The sequence below is a fragment of the Monashia sp. NPDC004114 genome (genome assembly GCF_053603855.1).
Genome location: NZ_JBSGGK010000003.1, coordinates 80,647 through 98,296, shown reverse-complemented (window position 1 = coordinate 98,296; position 17,650 = coordinate 80,647). Strand labels below are relative to the sequence as shown.

At 69.6% G+C, this 17,650-nt stretch carries 15 protein-coding genes; 12 read left to right on the top strand and 3 right to left on the bottom strand.

The features are described from left to right. Positions 1–165 precede the first annotated feature (165 nt). Positions 166–1,539, top strand: a complete 1,374-nt coding sequence (locus ACWEOW_RS05305; protein WP_452268120.1) for a dihydrolipoyl dehydrogenase family protein — start codon at positions 166–168, stop codon at positions 1,537–1,539. Between the two features lie 99 nt (positions 1,540–1,638). Here ACWEOW_RS05305 and ACWEOW_RS05300 read toward each other — a convergent pair whose 3' ends face one another. Then, a complete protein-coding gene (locus ACWEOW_RS05300) occupies positions 1,639–2,856 on the bottom strand; it encodes an epoxide hydrolase family protein (RefSeq protein ID WP_452268119.1) in 1,218 nt (405 codons plus the stop codon). 61 nt (positions 2,857–2,917) lie between these two features. On the opposite strand from ACWEOW_RS05300, the gene ACWEOW_RS05295 reads away from it, so the two are divergent. The 8 genes from ACWEOW_RS05295 (at position 2,918) to ACWEOW_RS05260 (ending at position 9,906) form a co-directional block, all read left to right on the top strand. Next, a complete protein-coding gene (locus ACWEOW_RS05295; protein WP_452268118.1) occupies positions 2,918–3,889 on the top strand; it encodes a helix-turn-helix transcriptional regulator in 972 nt (323 codons plus the stop codon). A gap of 99 nt (positions 3,890–3,988) precedes the next feature. Then, complete coding sequence (locus tag ACWEOW_RS05290) at positions 3,989–4,846, top strand: HAD family hydrolase (RefSeq protein WP_452268117.1); 858 nt, start codon at positions 3,989–3,991, stop codon at positions 4,844–4,846. Between the two features lie 100 nt (positions 4,847–4,946). After that, positions 4,947–5,387: a YciI family protein gene (locus ACWEOW_RS05285; RefSeq protein WP_452268116.1), complete on the top strand. Its 441-nt coding sequence runs from the start codon at positions 4,947–4,949 to the stop codon at positions 5,385–5,387. Between the two features lie 9 nt (positions 5,388–5,396). Next, the gene (locus ACWEOW_RS05280; protein WP_452268115.1) at positions 5,397–5,978 is read left to right on the top strand and encodes a dihydrofolate reductase family protein; all 582 of its coding nucleotides are present in this window, start codon (positions 5,397–5,399) and stop codon (positions 5,976–5,978) included. 161 nt (positions 5,979–6,139) lie between these two features. Continuing rightward, entirely contained in the window at positions 6,140–6,577 is a 438-nt protein-coding gene (locus tag ACWEOW_RS05275) for a ribonuclease H family protein (protein WP_452268114.1), read from the top strand. A gap of 476 nt (positions 6,578–7,053) precedes the next feature. Next, a complete protein-coding gene (locus ACWEOW_RS05270; RefSeq protein WP_452268113.1) occupies positions 7,054–8,574 on the top strand; it encodes a hypothetical protein in 1,521 nt (506 codons plus the stop codon). A 103-nt stretch (positions 8,575–8,677) separates the two neighbouring features. Beyond that, a complete protein-coding gene (locus ACWEOW_RS05265) occupies positions 8,678–9,352 on the top strand; it encodes a hypothetical protein (RefSeq protein ID WP_452268112.1) in 675 nt (224 codons plus the stop codon). A 5-nt stretch (positions 9,353–9,357) separates the two neighbouring features. Next, positions 9,358–9,906, top strand: a complete 549-nt coding sequence (locus ACWEOW_RS05260) for a hypothetical protein (RefSeq protein ID WP_452268111.1) — start codon at positions 9,358–9,360, stop codon at positions 9,904–9,906. Between the two features lie 127 nt (positions 9,907–10,033). On the opposite strand, the gene ACWEOW_RS05255 is transcribed toward ACWEOW_RS05260, so the two are convergent. Next, complete coding sequence (locus ACWEOW_RS05255) at positions 10,034–12,085, bottom strand: glycogen debranching protein (RefSeq protein ID WP_452268110.1); 2,052 nt, start codon at positions 12,083–12,085, stop codon at positions 10,034–10,036. A gap of 148 nt (positions 12,086–12,233) precedes the next feature. Here ACWEOW_RS05255 and ACWEOW_RS05250 point away from each other — a divergent pair, with 148 nt between their 5' ends. After that, positions 12,234–12,656 carry a VOC family protein gene (locus ACWEOW_RS05250; RefSeq protein ID WP_452268109.1) on the top strand — a complete coding sequence of 141 codons (423 nt, stop codon included), beginning with the start codon at positions 12,234–12,236 and terminating at the stop codon, positions 12,654–12,656. A 2-nt stretch (positions 12,657–12,658) separates the two neighbouring features. After that, positions 12,659–13,195, top strand: a complete 537-nt coding sequence (locus ACWEOW_RS05245) for an ATP-binding protein (protein WP_452268108.1) — start codon at positions 12,659–12,661, stop codon at positions 13,193–13,195. A 90-nt stretch (positions 13,196–13,285) separates the two neighbouring features. Here the strand turns inward: ACWEOW_RS05245 and ACWEOW_RS05240 are convergent, their stop codons facing one another. Then, positions 13,286–16,105, bottom strand: coding sequence for an AAA family ATPase (locus ACWEOW_RS05240; protein WP_452268107.1), 2,820 nt, complete (start codon positions 16,103–16,105; stop codon positions 13,286–13,288). A gap of 216 nt (positions 16,106–16,321) precedes the next feature. Between ACWEOW_RS05240 and ACWEOW_RS05235 the strand changes: the two genes are divergently transcribed. Next, positions 16,322–17,566, top strand: a complete 1,245-nt coding sequence (locus ACWEOW_RS05235; RefSeq protein WP_452268430.1) for an RNA polymerase sigma factor — start codon at positions 16,322–16,324, stop codon at positions 17,564–17,566. Positions 17,567–17,650 lie beyond the last annotated feature (84 nt).

Below are 17,650 nucleotides of genomic sequence, written 5' to 3'. Positions count from 1 at the left end.
ACGTCGCGCCTTCCCTCCTCGACTCGCTCGCTGGCGCTCGCTTCGCTCGTCAGTCCAGGCGCGACGCGCGCCGGACATGACATGGGCTCGCTCCGCTCGTCGTGTTCGGCGCGCCCTGACGTCGCGCCTCTCGACCGCAGGGGTCTGCATGGGTAAAGGTGTGCCATGGCCAACTCCGACCGCACCTTCGATGTCATCGTCATCGGCCTCGGGCCGGGTGGTGAGTATGTCGCCGGGACCCTCGCCGAGCGGGGCCTGCGGGTCCTCGGCATCGACAACCGCCTCGTCGGTGGCGAGTGCCCGTACTGGGGCTGCATCCCGTCGAAGATGATCATCCGCGCCGCGGACGCCCTCGCCGAGGCTCGACGCGTCCCCGACCTCGCCGGCACGGTCACCGACGTGAGTCCCGACTGGGGCGTGGTCGCCAAGCGGATCCGCGACGAGGCGACCGACTCGTGGAACGACCAGGTGGCCGTCGACCGGCTCACCGGCAAGGGCGCCACCTTCGTCCGCGGGACCGGCGTGATCCGCGGTCGCGGCGTCGTCGAGGTCGACGGCACGGAGTACAGCGCGACTCGGGGCATCGTCGTGAACACCGGGACCACCGCCGTGGTCCCGCCGATCGAGGGCCTGGCCGACGTTCCCCACTGGACCAACCACGAGGTCATCGAGGCTCCGGAGCTGCCCGAGAGCCTCATCGTGCTCGGCGGCGGCGCGATCGGGTGCGAGCTGAGCCAAGCCGTGGCGCGGTTCGGCACCCGGGTCACCATCGTGGAAGCGGCCGACCGGCTGCTCGCGCTCGACGAGCCCGAGGCCTCTGAGATCCTCGCGAAGACCTTCGACGCTGAAGGCATCGCTGTCCGCTTGGGCGCCAAGGCAACCCGCGTCGAGAAGGCGGGTGACGGCATACGCGTGACGCTCGATGACGGATCCTCCGTCGAGGCTGAGCGCATCCTCGTCGCGACGGGACGGCGGGCGAACGTGAAGGGCGTTGGACTGCCCAGCGTCGGCGTCCCCGAGGATGCGCGGACCGTGTCGGTCGACGACCGCTGCCGCGTGGCGGACGGGGTGTGGGCCATCGGCGACATCACGGGTGAGGGTGCCTTCACCCACGTGTCGATGTACCAGGGAGGCATCGTCGTTCGGGACATCCTCGGCGAGGACGGTCCGCCTGCGGAGTATGCCGCCCTGCCGCACGTGACGTTCACGGATCCCGAGGTGGGCGCTGTCGGACTCACCGAGGCCCAGGCCCGCCAGCGCCTCGCGTCCGTGGCCGTCGGGTCGACCCCGATGGGATCGACCACGCGCGGGTGGATCATCAAGGCCGACGGCATCATCAAGGTCGTCGCCGACCTCGAGCGCGGCGTTCTCGTCGGGGCGACGGCCATGGGCCCGGCAGGCGGAGAGGTGCTCGGTGCGCTCGCGGTGGCCGTGCACGGCCAGGTCCCGATCGAGCGTCTCCGGTCGATGATCTACGCGTACCCGACCCTGCACCGCGGGATCGAGGCCGCCCTCGCCGACCTCGCCGAGCGCTCCTGAGCCCGCCCTTCCGCGGCAACACACCGAGAAGCTGCAATCCCCTGCGGAAATAACCGTCAGGAGCATGCAGCTTCTCGGTGTGTTGCGAGGTCAGACGGGTCAGCGGAGCGGCCGGAAGAAGACCTGGAGATCGTCGGTGAGCAGGCCGGGCACCTCCATGGCGGCGAAGTGCCCGCCCCGGTCGAACTCCGACCAGTGCCCGATCGTGCCGTCCCGGTCGAGCAGGCTGCGGATCGTCGTGTCCGCGGCGAATACTGCGACACCGGTCGGCGGCGCGGCGGGCGCGTCCCAGCCGTCGCCAGGCCCCGAGCCTCCGGACTCGCCGGCGGCTGTGGCCTGCTGGGCTGCGAAGGCCCGCCAGGCCCGCATCCCTTCGTACACCGCGTGGGCTGTCGACGCGCCGGACCTAGTGAACCAGTAAAGGCTCACGTTGGTCAGCAGCTGGTCCTTGTCGACGGCCTGCTCCGGCTCGACGTTCGCGGGGTCCGTCCACTCATGGAACTTCTCGACGATCCACGCCAGCTGTCCGACCGGCGAGTCGGTGAGTGCGTAGGCGAGCGTCTGCGGACGGGTCGACTGGATCGCGAGATAGCCGGTCCCGTCTTCGCGAAATGCGTTGTGCCGCAAGGCCCGATCGCGATCGGCTCCGGTGAAGGTCTCGACCTCGAGAGGTGGGTCGAAGGGCGCGGCCGCGCCCGTCCCGCTGAGGTGCACACCGATGACCCGTCCGGGGTCGACCATGGGCAGCATCCCGGCCACGCCGGATCCCACATCGGTGCCGTGGACGGCGTACCGGTCATACCCCAGCCGCCGCATGAGCTCGGCCCATGCCTGGGCAACGGTGAAGAGGTTGAAGCCCGCAGGCCCCAGTGGCGTCGAGAACCCGTAGCCGGGCAGTGACGGGATGACGAGGTGGAACGCGTCTGAGGCGTCGCCGCCATGTGAGACCGGGTCGGTGAGTGGACCGACGACGCGGGTGAACTCGACGGGCGAGCTCGGCCAGCCGTGAGTCAGCAGCAGCGGGACCGCATCCGGCTCAGGCGACCTGACGTGGAAGAAGTGGATCGTCTGGCCGTCGATCTCTGTCGTGAACTGGTCGAGCTCGTTAAGCGCGGATTCAACTGAGCGCCAGTCGAACTCGGTCCGCCAGTACTCGGTGAGGCGGCGCAGGTATGCCGGGGGCACCCCTCGGTTCCAGTCCTCGGGTTCGTCGCCGGCCCGGTTCGCGGGCCAGCGCGTGCTGCCCAGCCGCGCGACGAGATCATCGAGCTCGGGCTGCGGGATGTCGATCCGGAAGGGTCGGATGTCCGTGTTCATGCCTTCACGCTACGAAGCATTGCGGAAGACTTCCTTCCGTAATCGGCGACAGACTGTGGACATGTTCGAGACGTCAGCGAGGCTGCTCAAGCTCCTCGGCCTGCTCCAGTCGCGGCGGGACTGGACCGGTCCCCAGCTCGCCGAGCGGCTCGGCGTCTCGGACCGTACGGTGCGCACCGACGTCGAGCGCCTGCGCGCCCTCGGGTATGCCGTCGATGCCGTCCCCGGGGTCGGTGGCGGGTACCGGCTGGGCGTGGGAGCGTCGATGCCGCCCCTGCTGCTCGACGACGACGAGGCGGTGGCCGTCGCGATCGGTCTGCGCACGGCGGCGGTCGGGCCGGTCCAGGGGATCGACGAGACCTCGGTGCGTGCGTTGACCAAGCTCGAGCCGCTGCTGCCGTCGCACCTGCGGCGGCGCGTCTCGACGCTGTCGGCCTCGATCGTGCCGCTCCCGCCGGACAGCCCCACGGACGCGCGACGTGTGGACCCCGATGTGCTCCTGGCGATCGCGGCCGCCTGCCGTGACCACGAACTGCTGCGGTTCGACTATGAGACCCATCGGGGCACGGGGAGCCGACGGGTCGTCGAGCCACACCGCCTCGTCAGCTCGGGACGGCAGTACTACCTGCTGGCCCACGACGTCGACAAGCATGACTGGCGGACGTTCCGGGTCGACCGGATGCGGCTGCACCTGCCGGCGGGTCCTCGTTTCGTCGCCCGAGAGCTGTCCGACGCGGAGGTCGAGAGGCGGGTCGCGGCGGGCATCTCGACGGCGGCCTGGGCCTACCGTGCCTCCGTCGTCGTGCAGGCTCCGGCGGCCCAGGTCGCCCGCCGGCTGCCCCGGTCCGTGCCGGTACACGAGGTCGACGCCGGCACCTGCCGGGTCGAGGTCGGCAGTGACTCGGCGACGCAGCTCGCGATGTACCTGGCGATGCTCGACGCCGACTTCACGTTCGACGTCGCGGCGGCCCCCGAGCTCGCGGAGGCGCTCCGGCTGCTCGCGGCTCGGCTGGCGCGCGCCGCCTCGCGCTGACCGACCCGCGGACGAGGCGCCGCTGCCCGTAAGCCGGCGGGACGGCATACGTCGGCTGGGTCCGTCGGACGTGTCTTGTCCGCCAGATAGCGTTGGGGCATGTCACGCCGAATGCTCGCGCTCGACCTCGACGGCACCACGCTCAACCACATGGGTGAGCTGTCGCCGCGCGTCAGCGAGGCCGTCCGTGCACTGCCCGACGACGTCGAGGTCGTGGTCGCGACCGGTCGGTCCATCATCGCCACGACGCCGGTCCTCAAGGACCTCGACCTTCGCCACGGGTTCGCCGTGTGCTCGAACGGCGCGGTGACCCTTGCGCTCGACCCCGAGACGCCCGAGGGCTACACGATCATCGACACAGTCACGTTCGACCCCAAGGGCGTGCTCGAGAAGATGCGCGTCGCCCTGCCCGACGCGATCGTCGCTGTCGAGGAGCTCGGTGTGGGCTTCAAGGTGAGCAGGCCGTTCCCCGAGGGAGAGCTCATGGGGGAGTCGCGTGTCGTGTCCTGGGAGGAGCTCGTCGAGCACCCGGTCACCCGCGTGACCCTGCGCCAGCCCGAGGCCAGCGCCGAGGAGTTCATGGAGCTGGTCGAGCGTGCGGGCCTGCACGAGGTGTCGTATGCCGTGGGGTGGTCAGCGTGGCTCGACATCAACCCCGAGGGGGTGTCCAAGGCCAGTGCCCTCGAGCTGGTGCGGCGACGCCTGCACGTCGAGCCGATCCACACGGTCGCCTGCGGCGACCAGCGCAACGACATGGAGATGCTGCACTGGGCGGCGTGGGGCGTGGCGATGGGCAACGCACCTACCGAGGTCCAGGCGGTCGCCGACGAGGTGACGGGACACGTCGACGACGACGGCCTGGTCCCGATCCTCGAGGCGATCGGGCAGGCGGCTCGCGACGGTACGGCCTTCCGAGAGGGCGTGCCGTCTGGCGCCACCGCGCGACTGGAGCTGTAGGAAGAACGTCGTTCGGTGCGTGTCGAAGCCGGCGGGGGTCGTTCGACGTAGGGGTGACCAGGGCCCTTTCGGCTCGGAGAACGAAACGAAGGAGTACGCAATGCGCTTCATGATCATCGTCCCCGCCTCCCCTGCCTCCGAACAGGGGAGCATGGGCACCGAGCAGCAGTTCACCGACATGCAGTCGTACAACGAGGAGATGCTCAGGGCCGGCGTCTTCGTCGACGGACAAGGTCTGCACCCGACGAACAAGGGCTCCCGCCTCACGTGGGAGAGCGGTGACTGGGTCGTCACCGACGGGCCGTTCGCCGAGGCCAAGGAGCTCGTCGCGGGCTTCACCATCATCGATGTGAGCTCCCGCGACGAGGCGCTCGAGTGGCTCAAGAAGTGGCCCACGTCGTGCGTTCCCGACCCGGGCCAGTACCTCGAGCTGCGCCAGGTCTACGCGCCCGAGGACTTCGGCGAGGAGTTCACGCCGGAGCTGCGCGAGCGTGAGGAGCGGATGCGCGACGAGGCAGCCCGCAACGCGGCCAGGGGCTGAGGTTCCCTCATGGGGCGGGTCCGCGGTTCGTTGTCGATCAGCCTCGACGGCTTCGGGGCCGGCCTCGACACCAGTGACGAGCACCCCCTCGGCAGGCGCGGGGAGCGGCTGCACGAGTGGATGACGGGCGACAACCCGGTCAACGAGAAGGTCGGTGCGGCGACGTTCGAGGGCGCGGGTTCCGTCGTCCTGGGGCGCACCATGCTCGGCGTCGGCCTGAAGCTCTGGGGGCCCGGCACGTTCGACCTGCTCCCGGTCTTCGTGCCGACGCATCGCCCGGGTGACCCGATCGTCGTCGACGGCGGGAGCACGTTCACCCTGGTGACGGGCGATGCCGCGGTCGTGGCCGCAGTGCGCGCCGCGCAGGAGGCGGCGGGCGACCGGGACGTCGTGATCCTCGGCGGCCCGACGACGCTGCGTCATGCTTTGCACGCCGGACTCGTTGACGAGCTGCGCATCGACGTCGCACACACCTTCCTGGGCGAGGGCGTCCGTTGTTTCGACGGCCAGGACGCGCGGCTGGCCGGGTTCAACCGGGTGTCCGAGGCGCACGCTCCCGGTGTCACCCATGTGACGATGGCGCGCGCCTGACGTTCGCCGCATCGGTGTCGCCTGCCGGCGGTCGCGGCTCCACGTCGCGACCGCCGCTAGGCTCGGGGCCTCAGAGCGGATGGCGGCCAGAGCACGCCATCCAGGACCATCACGTCGACCGACCCACGAGGAGAACGGTGCTGGCGAAGACGAGGGCGCCGATGACCGCTCCGGACGGCGCGACCTTCGTCTACACCGACGGCGCGTGCTCCGGAAACCCTGGCCCGGGTGGGTGGGCGTGGGCGATCGACCGCGAGCGCTACGCGTCCGGGTCGGAGCGGCCCAGCACCAACCAGCGGATGGAGATCCGCGCGGCACTCGAGGCTGTCACGGCACTGAGCGGATCGTTGGTTGTGGTGAGCGACTCGACGTATGTCGTGAACTGCTTCCGCGACAAGTGGTGGGCTGGATGGGTGGATCGCGGTTGGACCACGTCACAGAAGAAGCCGGTCGCCAACCGTGACCTGTGGGAGCCCCTCGTCCGGGCTGTCGAGGAGCGCGGGGATGTTGCCTTCCATTGGGTGAAGGGACACTCAGGTCATGAGATGAACGACCTGGTTGACCAGCTCGCGGTGGCCGCCAGCCTCGCCGTCGACTGACGACCGCGTCGGTCGACCTTCCCTCGGGGGCGAGCCTCGGACGCTGTATCACGAGGTCTGCGCACGCGTCTTCATGACTGGGGGCGAAGGCACCCGCGATGTGTGGCAGCACGGACGTATCGAGGCGCAGAGCCCGCCGTCGTACCTCTGCCTGGCTATGGAGGTGGGCCATGACAGTCAATGGCAAAGGAACTCGGGCAGGCGGGCTTGCACCGGTTCTCGTTCTCGACGTGACTGAGCGCCAGATTGTGCCGGGGGAGACCGCCCGCTTCCCGTTTACCGTGTATTCAGAAGGGCCGGCTCCGTCGACTCATGACTTCGAGGTGGCCTCAGACAACCCGAAGTTCGACCCGGCTTGGGCTCACATAGTTCGAACCAGTGAGACGCATCCTCCGCAGTACACCCTCCAGATCCATCCCACGCGGCGATTCCCCTACGGCACCTATCCTCTCTACCTCTCCTGGCCGAGATCCGGAATGTCTGGACTGGCAGAGGGCCAATGCACGCTCATCATCAAGCCGTGCCTCCGTCTCACCGCAGAGCCGACGTTCGCTACCTGGCCGAGCGGCACCCTCACTCTGTCCCTTGAGAACTGCGGGATCGCCAGCATCGATGTCAAGGTCTCCGTCTCCCACCACGGGTCCGACTGGTCGCAGGGGTGGGAGTTCGAGCTGGACGCAGAGAAAGGACCGTTCGAGTTCTCCGAGAAGTTCGTTCCGCCGGCGGGCGCGCGCGGCGGCGAGTTCGAGCTCGACATCAGCGCGGAAGGCGTCTCCGTGATCCACCTGCAACTCCAGGCGAAGAGAACGGTCATCTCCCGCAAGCGCGTCGTCACCTCGGCTGTCCTGCTCACCGGAGCTGCGATCGGGACAGGGCTCTCGATCGCGTTCGGAGGCACGACGGAGCTCGCCCGACAGTCGATCACGTTCACCTCCGCATCACCGGCCGGCCCAGCGCCCGGTCAGACCTATCACGTGGAGGCGATCGGCGGTGCCTCGGGCAACCCGGTCACCTTCACCATCGACCCGTCGAGCGCTCAGACCTGTTCCATCTCCAGTTCCACCGTCACGTTCCGAAAAGCTGGCACCTGCGTCATCGACGCCAACCAGGCCGGCAACGACACGTATGCGCCCGCCCCCCAAGCTCAGCAGTCAGTCAGCGTGATCGCGGTGCCCAAACATCAGCAGGTGATCTCTTTCACCGCTCCGGCGCTGGGTCGGGTGGGCCACTCGGCCAAGCTGTCCGCCAAGGGCGGCAGGTCAGGCAGTCCCGTCGTGTTCAGCGTCGACCCGTCCAGCGACCCCGGCGTGTGTGCAGTGTCCGGGGCCAACGGCACGAAGGTGAGCTACACCGGCGCGGGTCGCTGCGTCATCGACGCCAACCAGGCCGGCAACGGCACCCATGCCTCGGCACACCAGGTCCAGCGGACGATCAAGGTAGCCAGGACAGCCCAGTCGATCTCCTTCACCGCTCCGGCGCAGGCTCAGGTGACCGACTCTGCGAAGCTGTCCGCCAGGGGCGGCAAGTCAGGCAACCCAGTGGTGTTCAGCGTTGACCCATCCAGCGATCCCGGGGTGTGTGCTGTCTCCGGCACCCACGGCACGAAGGTGAGCTACACCGGCGCGGGTACGTGCGTCATCGACGCCAACCAGGCCGGCAACGACGCATACGAAGCGGCATCCCAGGTCACGCGCACGACCCAGGTCGCCAAGATTCCTCAGTCGATCGCCTTCCATGCCCCGCCGCCGGGTTACGTGGGCGAGTCGCCGACCTTGTCCGCCACGGGCGGCGACTCAGGCAACCCTGTGGTGTTCAGCGTTGACCCTGCCACCAAAGATGGGGTGTGCGCCGTGTCCGGCACGAACGGCTCGACGGTGAGCTACACCGGCGAAGGCACCTGCGTCATCGACGCCAACCAGGCCGGCGACGACGCATACGATGCGGCACCCCAGGTCCAGCAAGAGATCGATGTGAACCCGCCTGTGTATCTGCGCTAGGTCGGAGCGTACTCGCCACATAGGTCGGGGAGCTTGCCCACCGAGGACCCACCGCGGTTCTGTTCAGGTTAGTCACGAGCTCGCTCGGGGTACTTCATGCTTCATGAGCCCCACCACTGTGATCATCGTGATTGTCGTGGCCATCGTTGTTGTCGCGCTGGTGGCCCTGGTTTATCGGGCCGCGCGGCAAAGGCAGTCCGACCGGCTGCGTAACCAGTACGGACCCGAATACGACCGAGTCGTGGGTCAGGCGGAGAGCCAGCGCGGCGCGGAATCCGAGCTGCGTGAGCGCTCGAAGCGCCAGGAAGGCTACGACCTTCGCAACCTCGACCCCTCGGAGAGGGCGGACTTCGAGCGGCGCTGGTCGGAGGTGCAGGGCCAGTTTGTCGACGACCCGGGCACCGCGGTGCGCAGCGCCGACCGGCTCGTGACGGAGGTGATGACCGCTCGTGGCTACCCGGTCGACGACTTCGACCAGCGGGCCGACGACCTGTCGGTTCGTCACGCCGACGTGACCCAGCGCTACCGGGAGGCGCGCCGCGTCGCCCAGGCGAACCTCGAGGGCACGGTGACCACCGAGGACCTCCGCCAGGCGGTGACGAACTACAGATCGCTGGTTCAGGCCTTGTTGGCCGACGACGTGGACAGCCATCAGCGCGATGACGGGCCGAACGAGCGGGACCGCGAGCAGATCCGCGAGCAGGACCGCGAGCAGGACCGCGAGCTGGAGCGCGATCGGGACTTCGACCAGACGACCGAACGGGAGACCAGAGCATGAGCAATGTGGACGCAACCACCAGCACGGCCGGTGACGCCACCAGCGACGCCACCAGCGACGCCACCAGCGACGCCATGAGTAACGCCGCCGACGCACCGACCAACCGGGAAGGAACCGTCACCGGTGAGACCGAGAGCGGGACGTGGACCGGAGATCGCGCCGACAGCGCAGCCGAGAGGCTCGGCGGGCCGTCTGAGCGCGAGCAGACCACCGACACGGTTCCCGCGGCCGATGGCCATGTTCCCAGTCGAGAGCGTCCCGACGCAGCCGAAACCGCTACCCGCGAACGCATTTCGTTGATTGCGCCCGAGCGGGCGCAGAGCTACAACAGCCGGTGGGACGAGCTCAAGGGCGAGTTCGTCGACGAGCCGCGCGCCGCGGTACGGAACGCGAACGAGCTGGTCGGTGAGGTGCTCGACGAGCTTGAAGAGCTCTTCAGGCGCCAGCGTGCCGACCTCGAGCATGGCCTCGACAACGAGCAGACCAGCACCGAGGACCTGCGGCAGGCTCTCGGACGCTATCGCTCGTTCTTCGATCGGCTGCTGTCGTTCTGACCCGAGGCGACACCACAACCAGCCCGGCGGGCGGTCGCCGCTGCGCGACGAGGGAAGCCCGCCATTGATCGCCGGCCTGCCCGCCGGCGGCGTTCGTCAACACCGAACGCCGCCGGCGGGCTCCAGCTCACGCCGGTCGGCCGCTGAGCACCACGATCGAACGCGCCTGCACGCTCAGAGGTCCTTCGGTCACCGCAGGACCAGTGGGCGAGAGGTCCGGCGTCCGGCTCCCGCTCGTGTCGGCCAGCACCCGCCAGGAGCCCGGCACCTGGACGGTGAACTCGAGTGGCTCAGAGTAGGCGTTGACCATCACGTACAGGTCGTCTTCGTCGTAGGCCGCCCCGGACAGATGCCAGGCCACCGTGTGTGACTGGGGCGAGAGGTCCGGCGCGCCAGTAGTGCCGAACCAGCGAACGTCGTTGCGCCAGAACCGGCTTCGCGCGATGCTGCGCCGAGACTTGCGCAGCGCGATCATTCCTTTCGCGAAGTCGAACAGCTCCCGGTTCGCGGTGAGCCGGTCCCAGTCCAGCCAGGTGGTCTCGTTGTCCTGGTTGTAGGGGTTGTTGTTGCCGTGCTGGGTGTTGGCGAACTCGTCCCCGGCCACGATCATCGGCACGCCGTTGCTCAGCATCATCAGCGCGAAGAAGTTCTTCATCTGCCGCAGCCGAAGGTCGCGCACGACGTCGGGGACGCCCTCGTCGCCCTCCCACCCGCAGTTCCAGCTCCGGTTGTCGCTCGAGCCGTCGGTGCCGCCGTGGCCGTTGGCCTCGTTGTGCCGCTCGTTGTAGGACACCAGGTCGTACAGGCAGAAGCCGTCGTGAGCCGTGATGAAGTTGATGCTCTGGTACGGACGATAGACGTCGCCGGGGCCGTCGGGGAACAGGTCGGAGCTGCCGTAGACCCGGGTCATCAGCGCCGGCACGAGGCCGTCGTCGCCCTTGACGAAGCCCCGGAGGTCATCGCGGAAGCGGCCGTTCCACTGCCGCCACATGATGCCGGGGAAGGAGCGCCCGAGCAGGTAGGCGCCCATGTCCCACGCCTCGGCGACCACCTTGACGTCCTGCTGGGCGGCCAGGACCCCGATCTCGCTGATCAGGGGCGGAGCGGCGGTCGGGTCGAAGCCCCCCTCAGCGTCCCGGGCCAGGATAGAGGCCAGGTCGAACCGGAAACCGTCCACGCCCAGCCCTGCCCAGTGCCGCAGGCTGCGGACCACGAGCGCCCGCATTGCCGGGTCGGCTCCCTGCGTCGTGTTGCCGCAGCCGGAGTCGTCCACGTACGAGCCGTCCTCGGCAACGATGTAGTAGGAGTCGTTGTCGATCGCACGCAGGTTGTAGGTCGGCCCGGACGGGTCCCCTTCGCAGGTGTGGTTGTAGACCACATCCAGCCACACCTCGATCCCGGCAGCGTGCATGGCGGCGACCATGTCGCGGAACTCGGCCGCGGGGTCCTCTGTGGCGTAGGCGTGATGCGGGGCAAAGAAGTTCATGGTCATGTACCCCCAGTAGTTGCCCTCCTGGGGATCGAACTGGTGCACGGGGAGCAGCTCGAGGACGGTGACGCCGAGCTCGGTCAGATAGGGGATCTTCTCGACCAGCCCGCTGAACGTGCCCCGGTGCGCGGCCGTCACCCCGCTGTTCTCCCGAGCCGTGAAACCCTTGACGTGGGCTTCGTAGATGACCGTGTCATGGGTATGCCGTGGCGCCGGGTGGGGCGTCGGGCCCGCGCTTCGCTCCCGGCTGGGCAGCAGGCCGAGCACGGCCATGCCGTCGTTCGGCCCGTCACCACGTGCAGCCTCACGAGAGAAGGCCGGTGGGAAGTACAGCCGATGCGCGTAGGGATCGCTGAGCACCTTGGCCGGCACGAAGCGGTCACGGCCGCCGGAGGGCCCGTCGACCTTGTAGGCGTAGTACCTCGCGCCCGGTATCCGCGAGGCGCTGATCATGCAGTGCCAGATCCGACCGGTCTTGTGCACCAACGGGTCGTGCGGAAGCTCCAGAATCGGCGTCGTCACGTCATCTGCGCCGTAGATCAGGAGGGTGACGCCGCTCGCGGCTCGCGAGTACAGCGCGAAGTTCCACGCCTGCTCCGAATCCACCCAGGTCGCCCCGAGCGGAGCAGGTGCGCCCTCCTCGCGCTCCCAGGCCTCGATGGTGCTCAGGTTGCCCAGGTGCTGTGTCATCGCGGTCTCCCTGTTCCGGAAGGCGCCAACACCGCCTGGGAAGCGGGCGGCCCGGCAGGAGTTTCAGCGTACGGGCGGATCCAGGGTCAGGTCGACAACCATCGCACCGCGAGCGGACTTCCCGATGCCGGCCTGGGAAAGTGTGCAGATGGAGATCCAGCTCAGCATGCTGATCCTCGAGGTCCGCGACCTCGCGACGTCGATCGCGTTCTATCGCGACCTTGGTCTCGATGTTCCGGATCCGATGCCCGGTCGACCTGTCGTCATTCATCGGATGGGCAGCGGCGTCAGTCTGTTGCTGACGACATCGTTCGCGGCCACCTACGACCCAGCGTGGACCCGCCCGGCTGGGGGCTACCAGCAGCTCCTCGAGTTCTATGTGGGCGAGAACGCCGTCGTCGACCAGCGTTGGGCCGACCTCGTCGCCGCCGGCCATCCCGGCCGTATGCCGCCCACGCAGACCGCGGGCCCGTACGCTGCGATGGTCGACGACCCCGATGGCAACGTCGTGCTGCTCACGTCCGACGAAGCGGCTCGGGTCGACACGCGCCCGTCTGCTGCCGCACGTTGACCATGAGGCGCCCGACGCTGTTCCTGACGGTGGGACTCCCGAGCACGGGCAAGACCACGGCTGCGCGGCGTATCGAGCTCGAGCGAGACGCGCTTCGTCTGACGAAGGACGAGTGGGTGAAGGCTCTCTACGGGCCCGAGAACCCGCCGTCTGCCCAGGACGTCATCGAAGGGCGGCTCATCCAGATCGCGTTGCGCGTTCTCGAGCTCGGCAACAACGTCGTCATCGACTACGGCCTCTGGGGTCGGGACGAGCGCTCCGCCCTGAGGCAGGCAGCTGCCGACCTCGGCGCGCTGGTGGAGCTGCGCTACTTCGAGCTCACCCCGGCCGAGCAGCGGAGACGACTCGACCAGCGCCAAGCCGAAGCGCCACACACGACGTGGCCCATGTCAGACGAGGAACTCGCAGAGTGGGCTGGCACGATCGACATCCCTACGCCGGGGGAGCTCGACGGCAGCGAGCCGATCGACGACCCGCCGCCTGGATTCGCAACCTGGGACGAGTGGCGCGAGCATCGCTGGCCGCTTTCGATCTCCTGATTCCGGCCGCTCTTCACCCAGTCGGGTCACCAAGAGCGGTGCGTCAGCTCGGCTCACCTGGGTGCCCAGACAGCAGCGTCACGCCGGAGCTCAGCTGCCGCCGAGGAAGTGGCGGATCAGCTCGGTGCGGGAGGTGGCACCCACCTTCGCGAGGATGTTCCGGACGTGCCCTTCCACCGTGCGTTCGGACAGGAAGAGCTCCTCGGCGATCGCCCGGTTGGACTTGGCTTCCACGACCAGCGCCGCGATCTCGCTCTCCCGGGCGGTGAGGCGCCCTGAGTCCCTGGGGCGGCTGCCCTGGTCGGCCAGCTGTAACAGCAGGGCGGCGGCGTCCCGCTGCAGGCCGGCCATGTCGAGCCGGACCGCCTCGGACTGGGCGAGACGGGCCAGCTCGGTCGCCCGCGGCAGGTCGTCCGGACCTGCGCGCCGAGCCAGACCGGTGGCCAGGGCCCACCGGCCGAGCGCCACGTAGGGTCGCGCGCCCGTCGACTCGTCGACGGCAAGCCCTTCCTCGAGCAGGCAGATCGCCTCGGCCGTCGAGCCCAGCGCGAGCTGAAGGCGCCCGAGGCTGCGGGCCGTGGAGCCGTACCACACGACGGTTCCCGACCCGATCGTCGGCGTGGCCGTGTGGAACCTGCCGAACAGGTCCGCCATCACCCGGCACGCGTCCAGGTCGTTCAGGTGCAGAGCCAGCTCGGTCCCATACAGCGACATCGCCAACGACGTGGGCACCCGTGGGTCGATGTCGCGCAGCGGCAGGGCGCGGAAGGCGACGGCCGCCTCGTCCCGGCGCCCGGCGGACCACAGGGCCATGACGCGGGTCGACTGCACGACCGGAAGCGCCGGAGCTCGGTCAACGACATCCATGAGCTCGGCCGGCAGGATCCGTTCGACCCCGCGGAGGTTCGCCATCGCCAGCAGGAACGCGATGTGGATCCCCACCCCGGACACGTCGTTGAGCTGACGGCTCAGCTCGAAGGCCTCGTCCGAGCACTGCTCGGCGTGCGCGAAGTCACCCTGCATCGCGGCCCAGGCCGCCTCGATGCGCACAGCGTGCCACCGCACGATCGGCAGCCGCAGCCGGTTCGCCATCGCGTCGATCTCGGCCTTGTGCGCCCGGGCTGCGGCCAGGTCGCGGAGCTCCATCGCGCCGTCCACGCTCCACGTGTGACCCCACAAGGCTGCCAGCGGCCGGCCCGTAGTGTCGGCCAGCGCGATCAGGCGGAGCCCGGCCTCCAGCCGCCGCGCGCCGTGGCCCGGCTGGTGGAGCAGGGGCCACTGGGCTGCAAGCGCATCCAGCTCAGCATCAGGGTCGCCACTTCGGATCGCGTGTTCCAGGGCGAGCGAGGCCCAGCGCAGCATGTCGTCGGCGTCGGCCGAGGTCACCGCCACCTGCGCCTCGAGCCGCGCCCGCAGAGCAAGGTCCTCGCTGCCGGATTCGTCGAGGTGGCGCAGCGCGTCGGCCGCCATGCGCCCGAGGGTGACCGTGAGCTGCGGGTCGTTGACGCCCAGGATGACGAGAGCGGCGTGTGCCACGGCGACCCAGTCCTCTCGTCGCGTCGCCTCGACGGTCACGCGCTCGCAGGCGCCGAGGCTCGCGACGAGGTCACCGGCCAGGTAGCTGTACCGGGCCAGGTCGAGCAGCACGGAGACCACGTCGAGCGCGACGTCGGCGCCCGGGTTGCTGTCGATGAAGTCGAGCGTCCGGCGCACCTGTGCCGCCGCCGACGCGTACGCGCCTGCGTTGGCGGCCGTGTCGGCAGCAGCCACAGCCCACCTCACGGCAGCGGCCGGTCGGTCGGTCTGCCACCAGTGGCGTGCGATCTCGCCGGCGAGCGCGGCGTCGTCGGTTACCCGCCGCTCGAGTGCCTGCGCCGCCCGCGTGTGCAGCTCGACGCGTCGGTGAGGATGGATCGCCGTGTAGACCGCTTCACGAATCAGCCCGTGGGAGAAGCGAACCCGGTCGCCGATCCGCTCGATCAGTCCAGCGGTGACGACGGGTGCGAGCGCATCCATCGGCGCGCTGACCGACGTCAGCTCAGCGAGGAGGGACAGGTCGGCTTCCTCACCGAGGATGGTCAGCGCCTGTGCCAACGCGACGCCCGGACCGAGGCCGCTCAACGCGTGCGCGACCAGGTCCCGCAGCTCGGGCACTCGGGCCAGCACCTGGGTGGCCGAGCTGGGCTGTCGCAAGAGGTCCGGTGCCACGCGCGCGATCGTGCGCAGGTACAGCGGGTTGCCGCCGACCTGTTCGGCGACCGCATGAACGACCTGTGCGTCCGCGGCGACGACAACCTGGGAGACGAGCTCGCCCGCCTGGTCGCCGGAGATGCCGGACAGGTGCAGGATCTCGGTGCCGGGTCTGGCCAGCAGACCCGGCAGAGCGGCTGCGAGCTCGGCCGAGGCCGAGCGTCGCTGCGTCGCCACCACGAGCACCGGGAACCGGCGCACGACAGCGGCCAGCCGGTCGAGGAGGCGCAGGCTCGAGTCGTCCGCCCAGTGCAGGTCCTCCAGGACGAGCAACAGTCCGCCAGTGGTGCGCGCATGCTCCTCGATCGCGTCGATCGTCATGGTGTGAGCGGCGAACTCGGCCGCCGCGGCATCGGCAGCGGCCCGGTCGACCGCCCCGACGTGAAGCGCGGCTCTCAACGCCTCCGACGGTCCTGGAAAGGCGCGCAGCGCCCGCGTCCACAGCCACAGGGGCGGCATCGCTGAGTCATCGAGGGCGGCCCCCCACCCGACGTCGACCCCCGCCGAGGAGGCGAGGTCTTCTGCGAGCCGTGTCTTCCCGATGCCGGCGGAGGCGCTGACCAGGACGAGGCGCCCGGCGCCGGACATGGCTTCGTCGAACCAGTGCCGGAGCACCGCCCGTTCCTCGGTGCGCCCGACGAGGGCTCCCGGCTCGGCCACCGGACCAGTATCGCGCGGCCTCCCTGCCGCCGAGCCGGATCCTTCGGTATGCCGCCGGGCCGGGCTGGGCCGGCCCGACCCGCGTTCACCGTGCCGAAGGCCGACCGCGGCAGCGCTGACACCGCCTCGTGCAAGAGTGGGCGGGTGTCATCCCCCGCCCACCAGGCCGCCCCGCATGCCGACGACGTCCGCCGCACGCTCGAGGCGGTCTGGCGCATGGAGGCTGCCAAGGTGACGGCCGTGGTCGCCCGGCTCGTGGGCGACGTCGGCCTCGCGGAGGACCTCGCACAGGACGCCTTCGTCCAGGCGCTGGAGCAGTGGCCCCGCGACGGCATACCCGGCAAGCCCGGAGCGTGGCTCACCTCTACCGCCCGACGCCGCGCCATCGACCGGATCAGGCGGGACGTCAACCTCGCGAGCAAGCTGCAGCAGGTGGGCCACGCCGAGGAGCTGCGGGTGGCGGACCTCGCCGAGGCCGACTTCGACGCAGCGCTCGAGGACATCGATGACGACGTCCTCGGCCTGATCTTCGCCGCCTGTCACCCCGTCCTCACGGCTCAGGCGCGAATCTCCTTGACGCTGAGGATGATCGGCGGTCTCACGACGCGCGAGATCGCCCGCGCCTTCCTGACGTCCGAGACCACGATCGGGCAGCGGATCTCCCGCGCGAAGAAGACGCTCAGCCAGGACGGCGTCACGATCGAGGTGCCCTCGGGCGCCGACCTCGGGCCTCGGTTCGCGTCCGTCCTCGAGGTGGTCTACCTCATCTTCAACGAGGGGTATGCCGCGACGTCGGGACGCGACTGGGTGCGCGGCGACCTCATGGAGGAGGCCATCAGGCTCGGCCGGGTGCTGTCCGCCCTGGCGCCCAAGGAGCCCGAGGTCCTCGGCCTGCTCGCCCTCATGGAGATCCAGGCTTCGCGCACCCGAGCTCGGATCGGACGGGACGGCGAGCCCGTCCTGCTGCTCGACCAGGACCGCACGAGGTGGGACTGGGCGCTCATCCGCCACGCGCTCGCCGCGCTCGACCGCGCGACCGAGCTGAGCGGCATGCCGGATGCCGGCTCCACCAGCGGCGCCGCGGCGGGGCCGTACGTCCTGCAAGCGGCGATCGCCGCGTGTCACGCGCGGGCGCGCACCCCCGAGGCGACCGACTGGGGCCAGATCGTCACGCTCTACGGGCGCCTGGGCGAGGTCCGCCCCTCCCCGGTCATCGAGCTCAACCGCGCGGTCGCGATGTCGTATGCCGTTGGCCCGGCTCCCGCTCTCGAGGTCGTCGACGGACTGGTCGAGTCGCAGGCGCTGGCCGACTACCACCTGCTGCCGAGCGTCCGAGGAGACCTGCTGCGCAAGCTCGGTCGCGACGAGGAGGCGCGCGCGGAGTTCGCCAAAGCCGCCGAGATGGCGCAGAACGACGCCGAGAAGGCCCTGCTGCGTCGCCGCGCTGCCGGCGAGGAGTGACGTCCCCTCGGGCCGAACACGATCCGAACACTCCTCGTGCCGTCCGTTGACCTCGCTGGGCCAGGCTGGAGCCATGGACGAAGC

Excerpts from the sequence above, each read along its gene's own strand:
- ACWEOW_RS05305 (WP_452268120.1), top strand. The coding sequence starts at position 166 with ATGGCCAACTCCGACCGCACCTTCGATGTCATCGTCATCGGCCTCGGG.
- ACWEOW_RS05300 (WP_452268119.1), bottom strand. The coding sequence starts at position 2,856 with ATGAACACGGACATCCGACCCTTCCGGATCGACATCCCGCAGCCCGAG.
- ACWEOW_RS05295 (WP_452268118.1), top strand. The coding sequence starts at position 2,918 with ATGTTCGAGACGTCAGCGAGGCTGCTCAAGCTCCTCGGCCTGCTCCAG.
- ACWEOW_RS05290 (WP_452268117.1), top strand. The coding sequence starts at position 3,989 with ATGTCACGCCGAATGCTCGCGCTCGACCTCGACGGCACCACGCTCAAC.
- ACWEOW_RS05285 (WP_452268116.1), top strand. The coding sequence starts at position 4,947 with ATGCGCTTCATGATCATCGTCCCCGCCTCCCCTGCCTCCGAACAGGGG.
- ACWEOW_RS05280 (WP_452268115.1), top strand. The coding sequence starts at position 5,397 with ATGGGGCGGGTCCGCGGTTCGTTGTCGATCAGCCTCGACGGCTTCGGG.
- ACWEOW_RS05275 (WP_452268114.1), top strand. The coding sequence starts at position 6,140 with ATGACCGCTCCGGACGGCGCGACCTTCGTCTACACCGACGGCGCGTGC.
- ACWEOW_RS05270 (WP_452268113.1), top strand. The coding sequence starts at position 7,054 with ATGTCTGGACTGGCAGAGGGCCAATGCACGCTCATCATCAAGCCGTGC.
- ACWEOW_RS05265 (WP_452268112.1), top strand. The coding sequence starts at position 8,678 with ATGAGCCCCACCACTGTGATCATCGTGATTGTCGTGGCCATCGTTGTT.
- ACWEOW_RS05255 (WP_452268110.1), bottom strand. The coding sequence starts at position 12,085 with ATGACACAGCACCTGGGCAACCTGAGCACCATCGAGGCCTGGGAGCGC.
- ACWEOW_RS05250 (WP_452268109.1), top strand. The coding sequence starts at position 12,234 with ATGGAGATCCAGCTCAGCATGCTGATCCTCGAGGTCCGCGACCTCGCG.
- ACWEOW_RS05245 (WP_452268108.1), top strand. The coding sequence starts at position 12,659 with ATGAGGCGCCCGACGCTGTTCCTGACGGTGGGACTCCCGAGCACGGGC.
- ACWEOW_RS05235 (WP_452268430.1), top strand. The coding sequence starts at position 16,322 with ATGGAGGCTGCCAAGGTGACGGCCGTGGTCGCCCGGCTCGTGGGCGAC.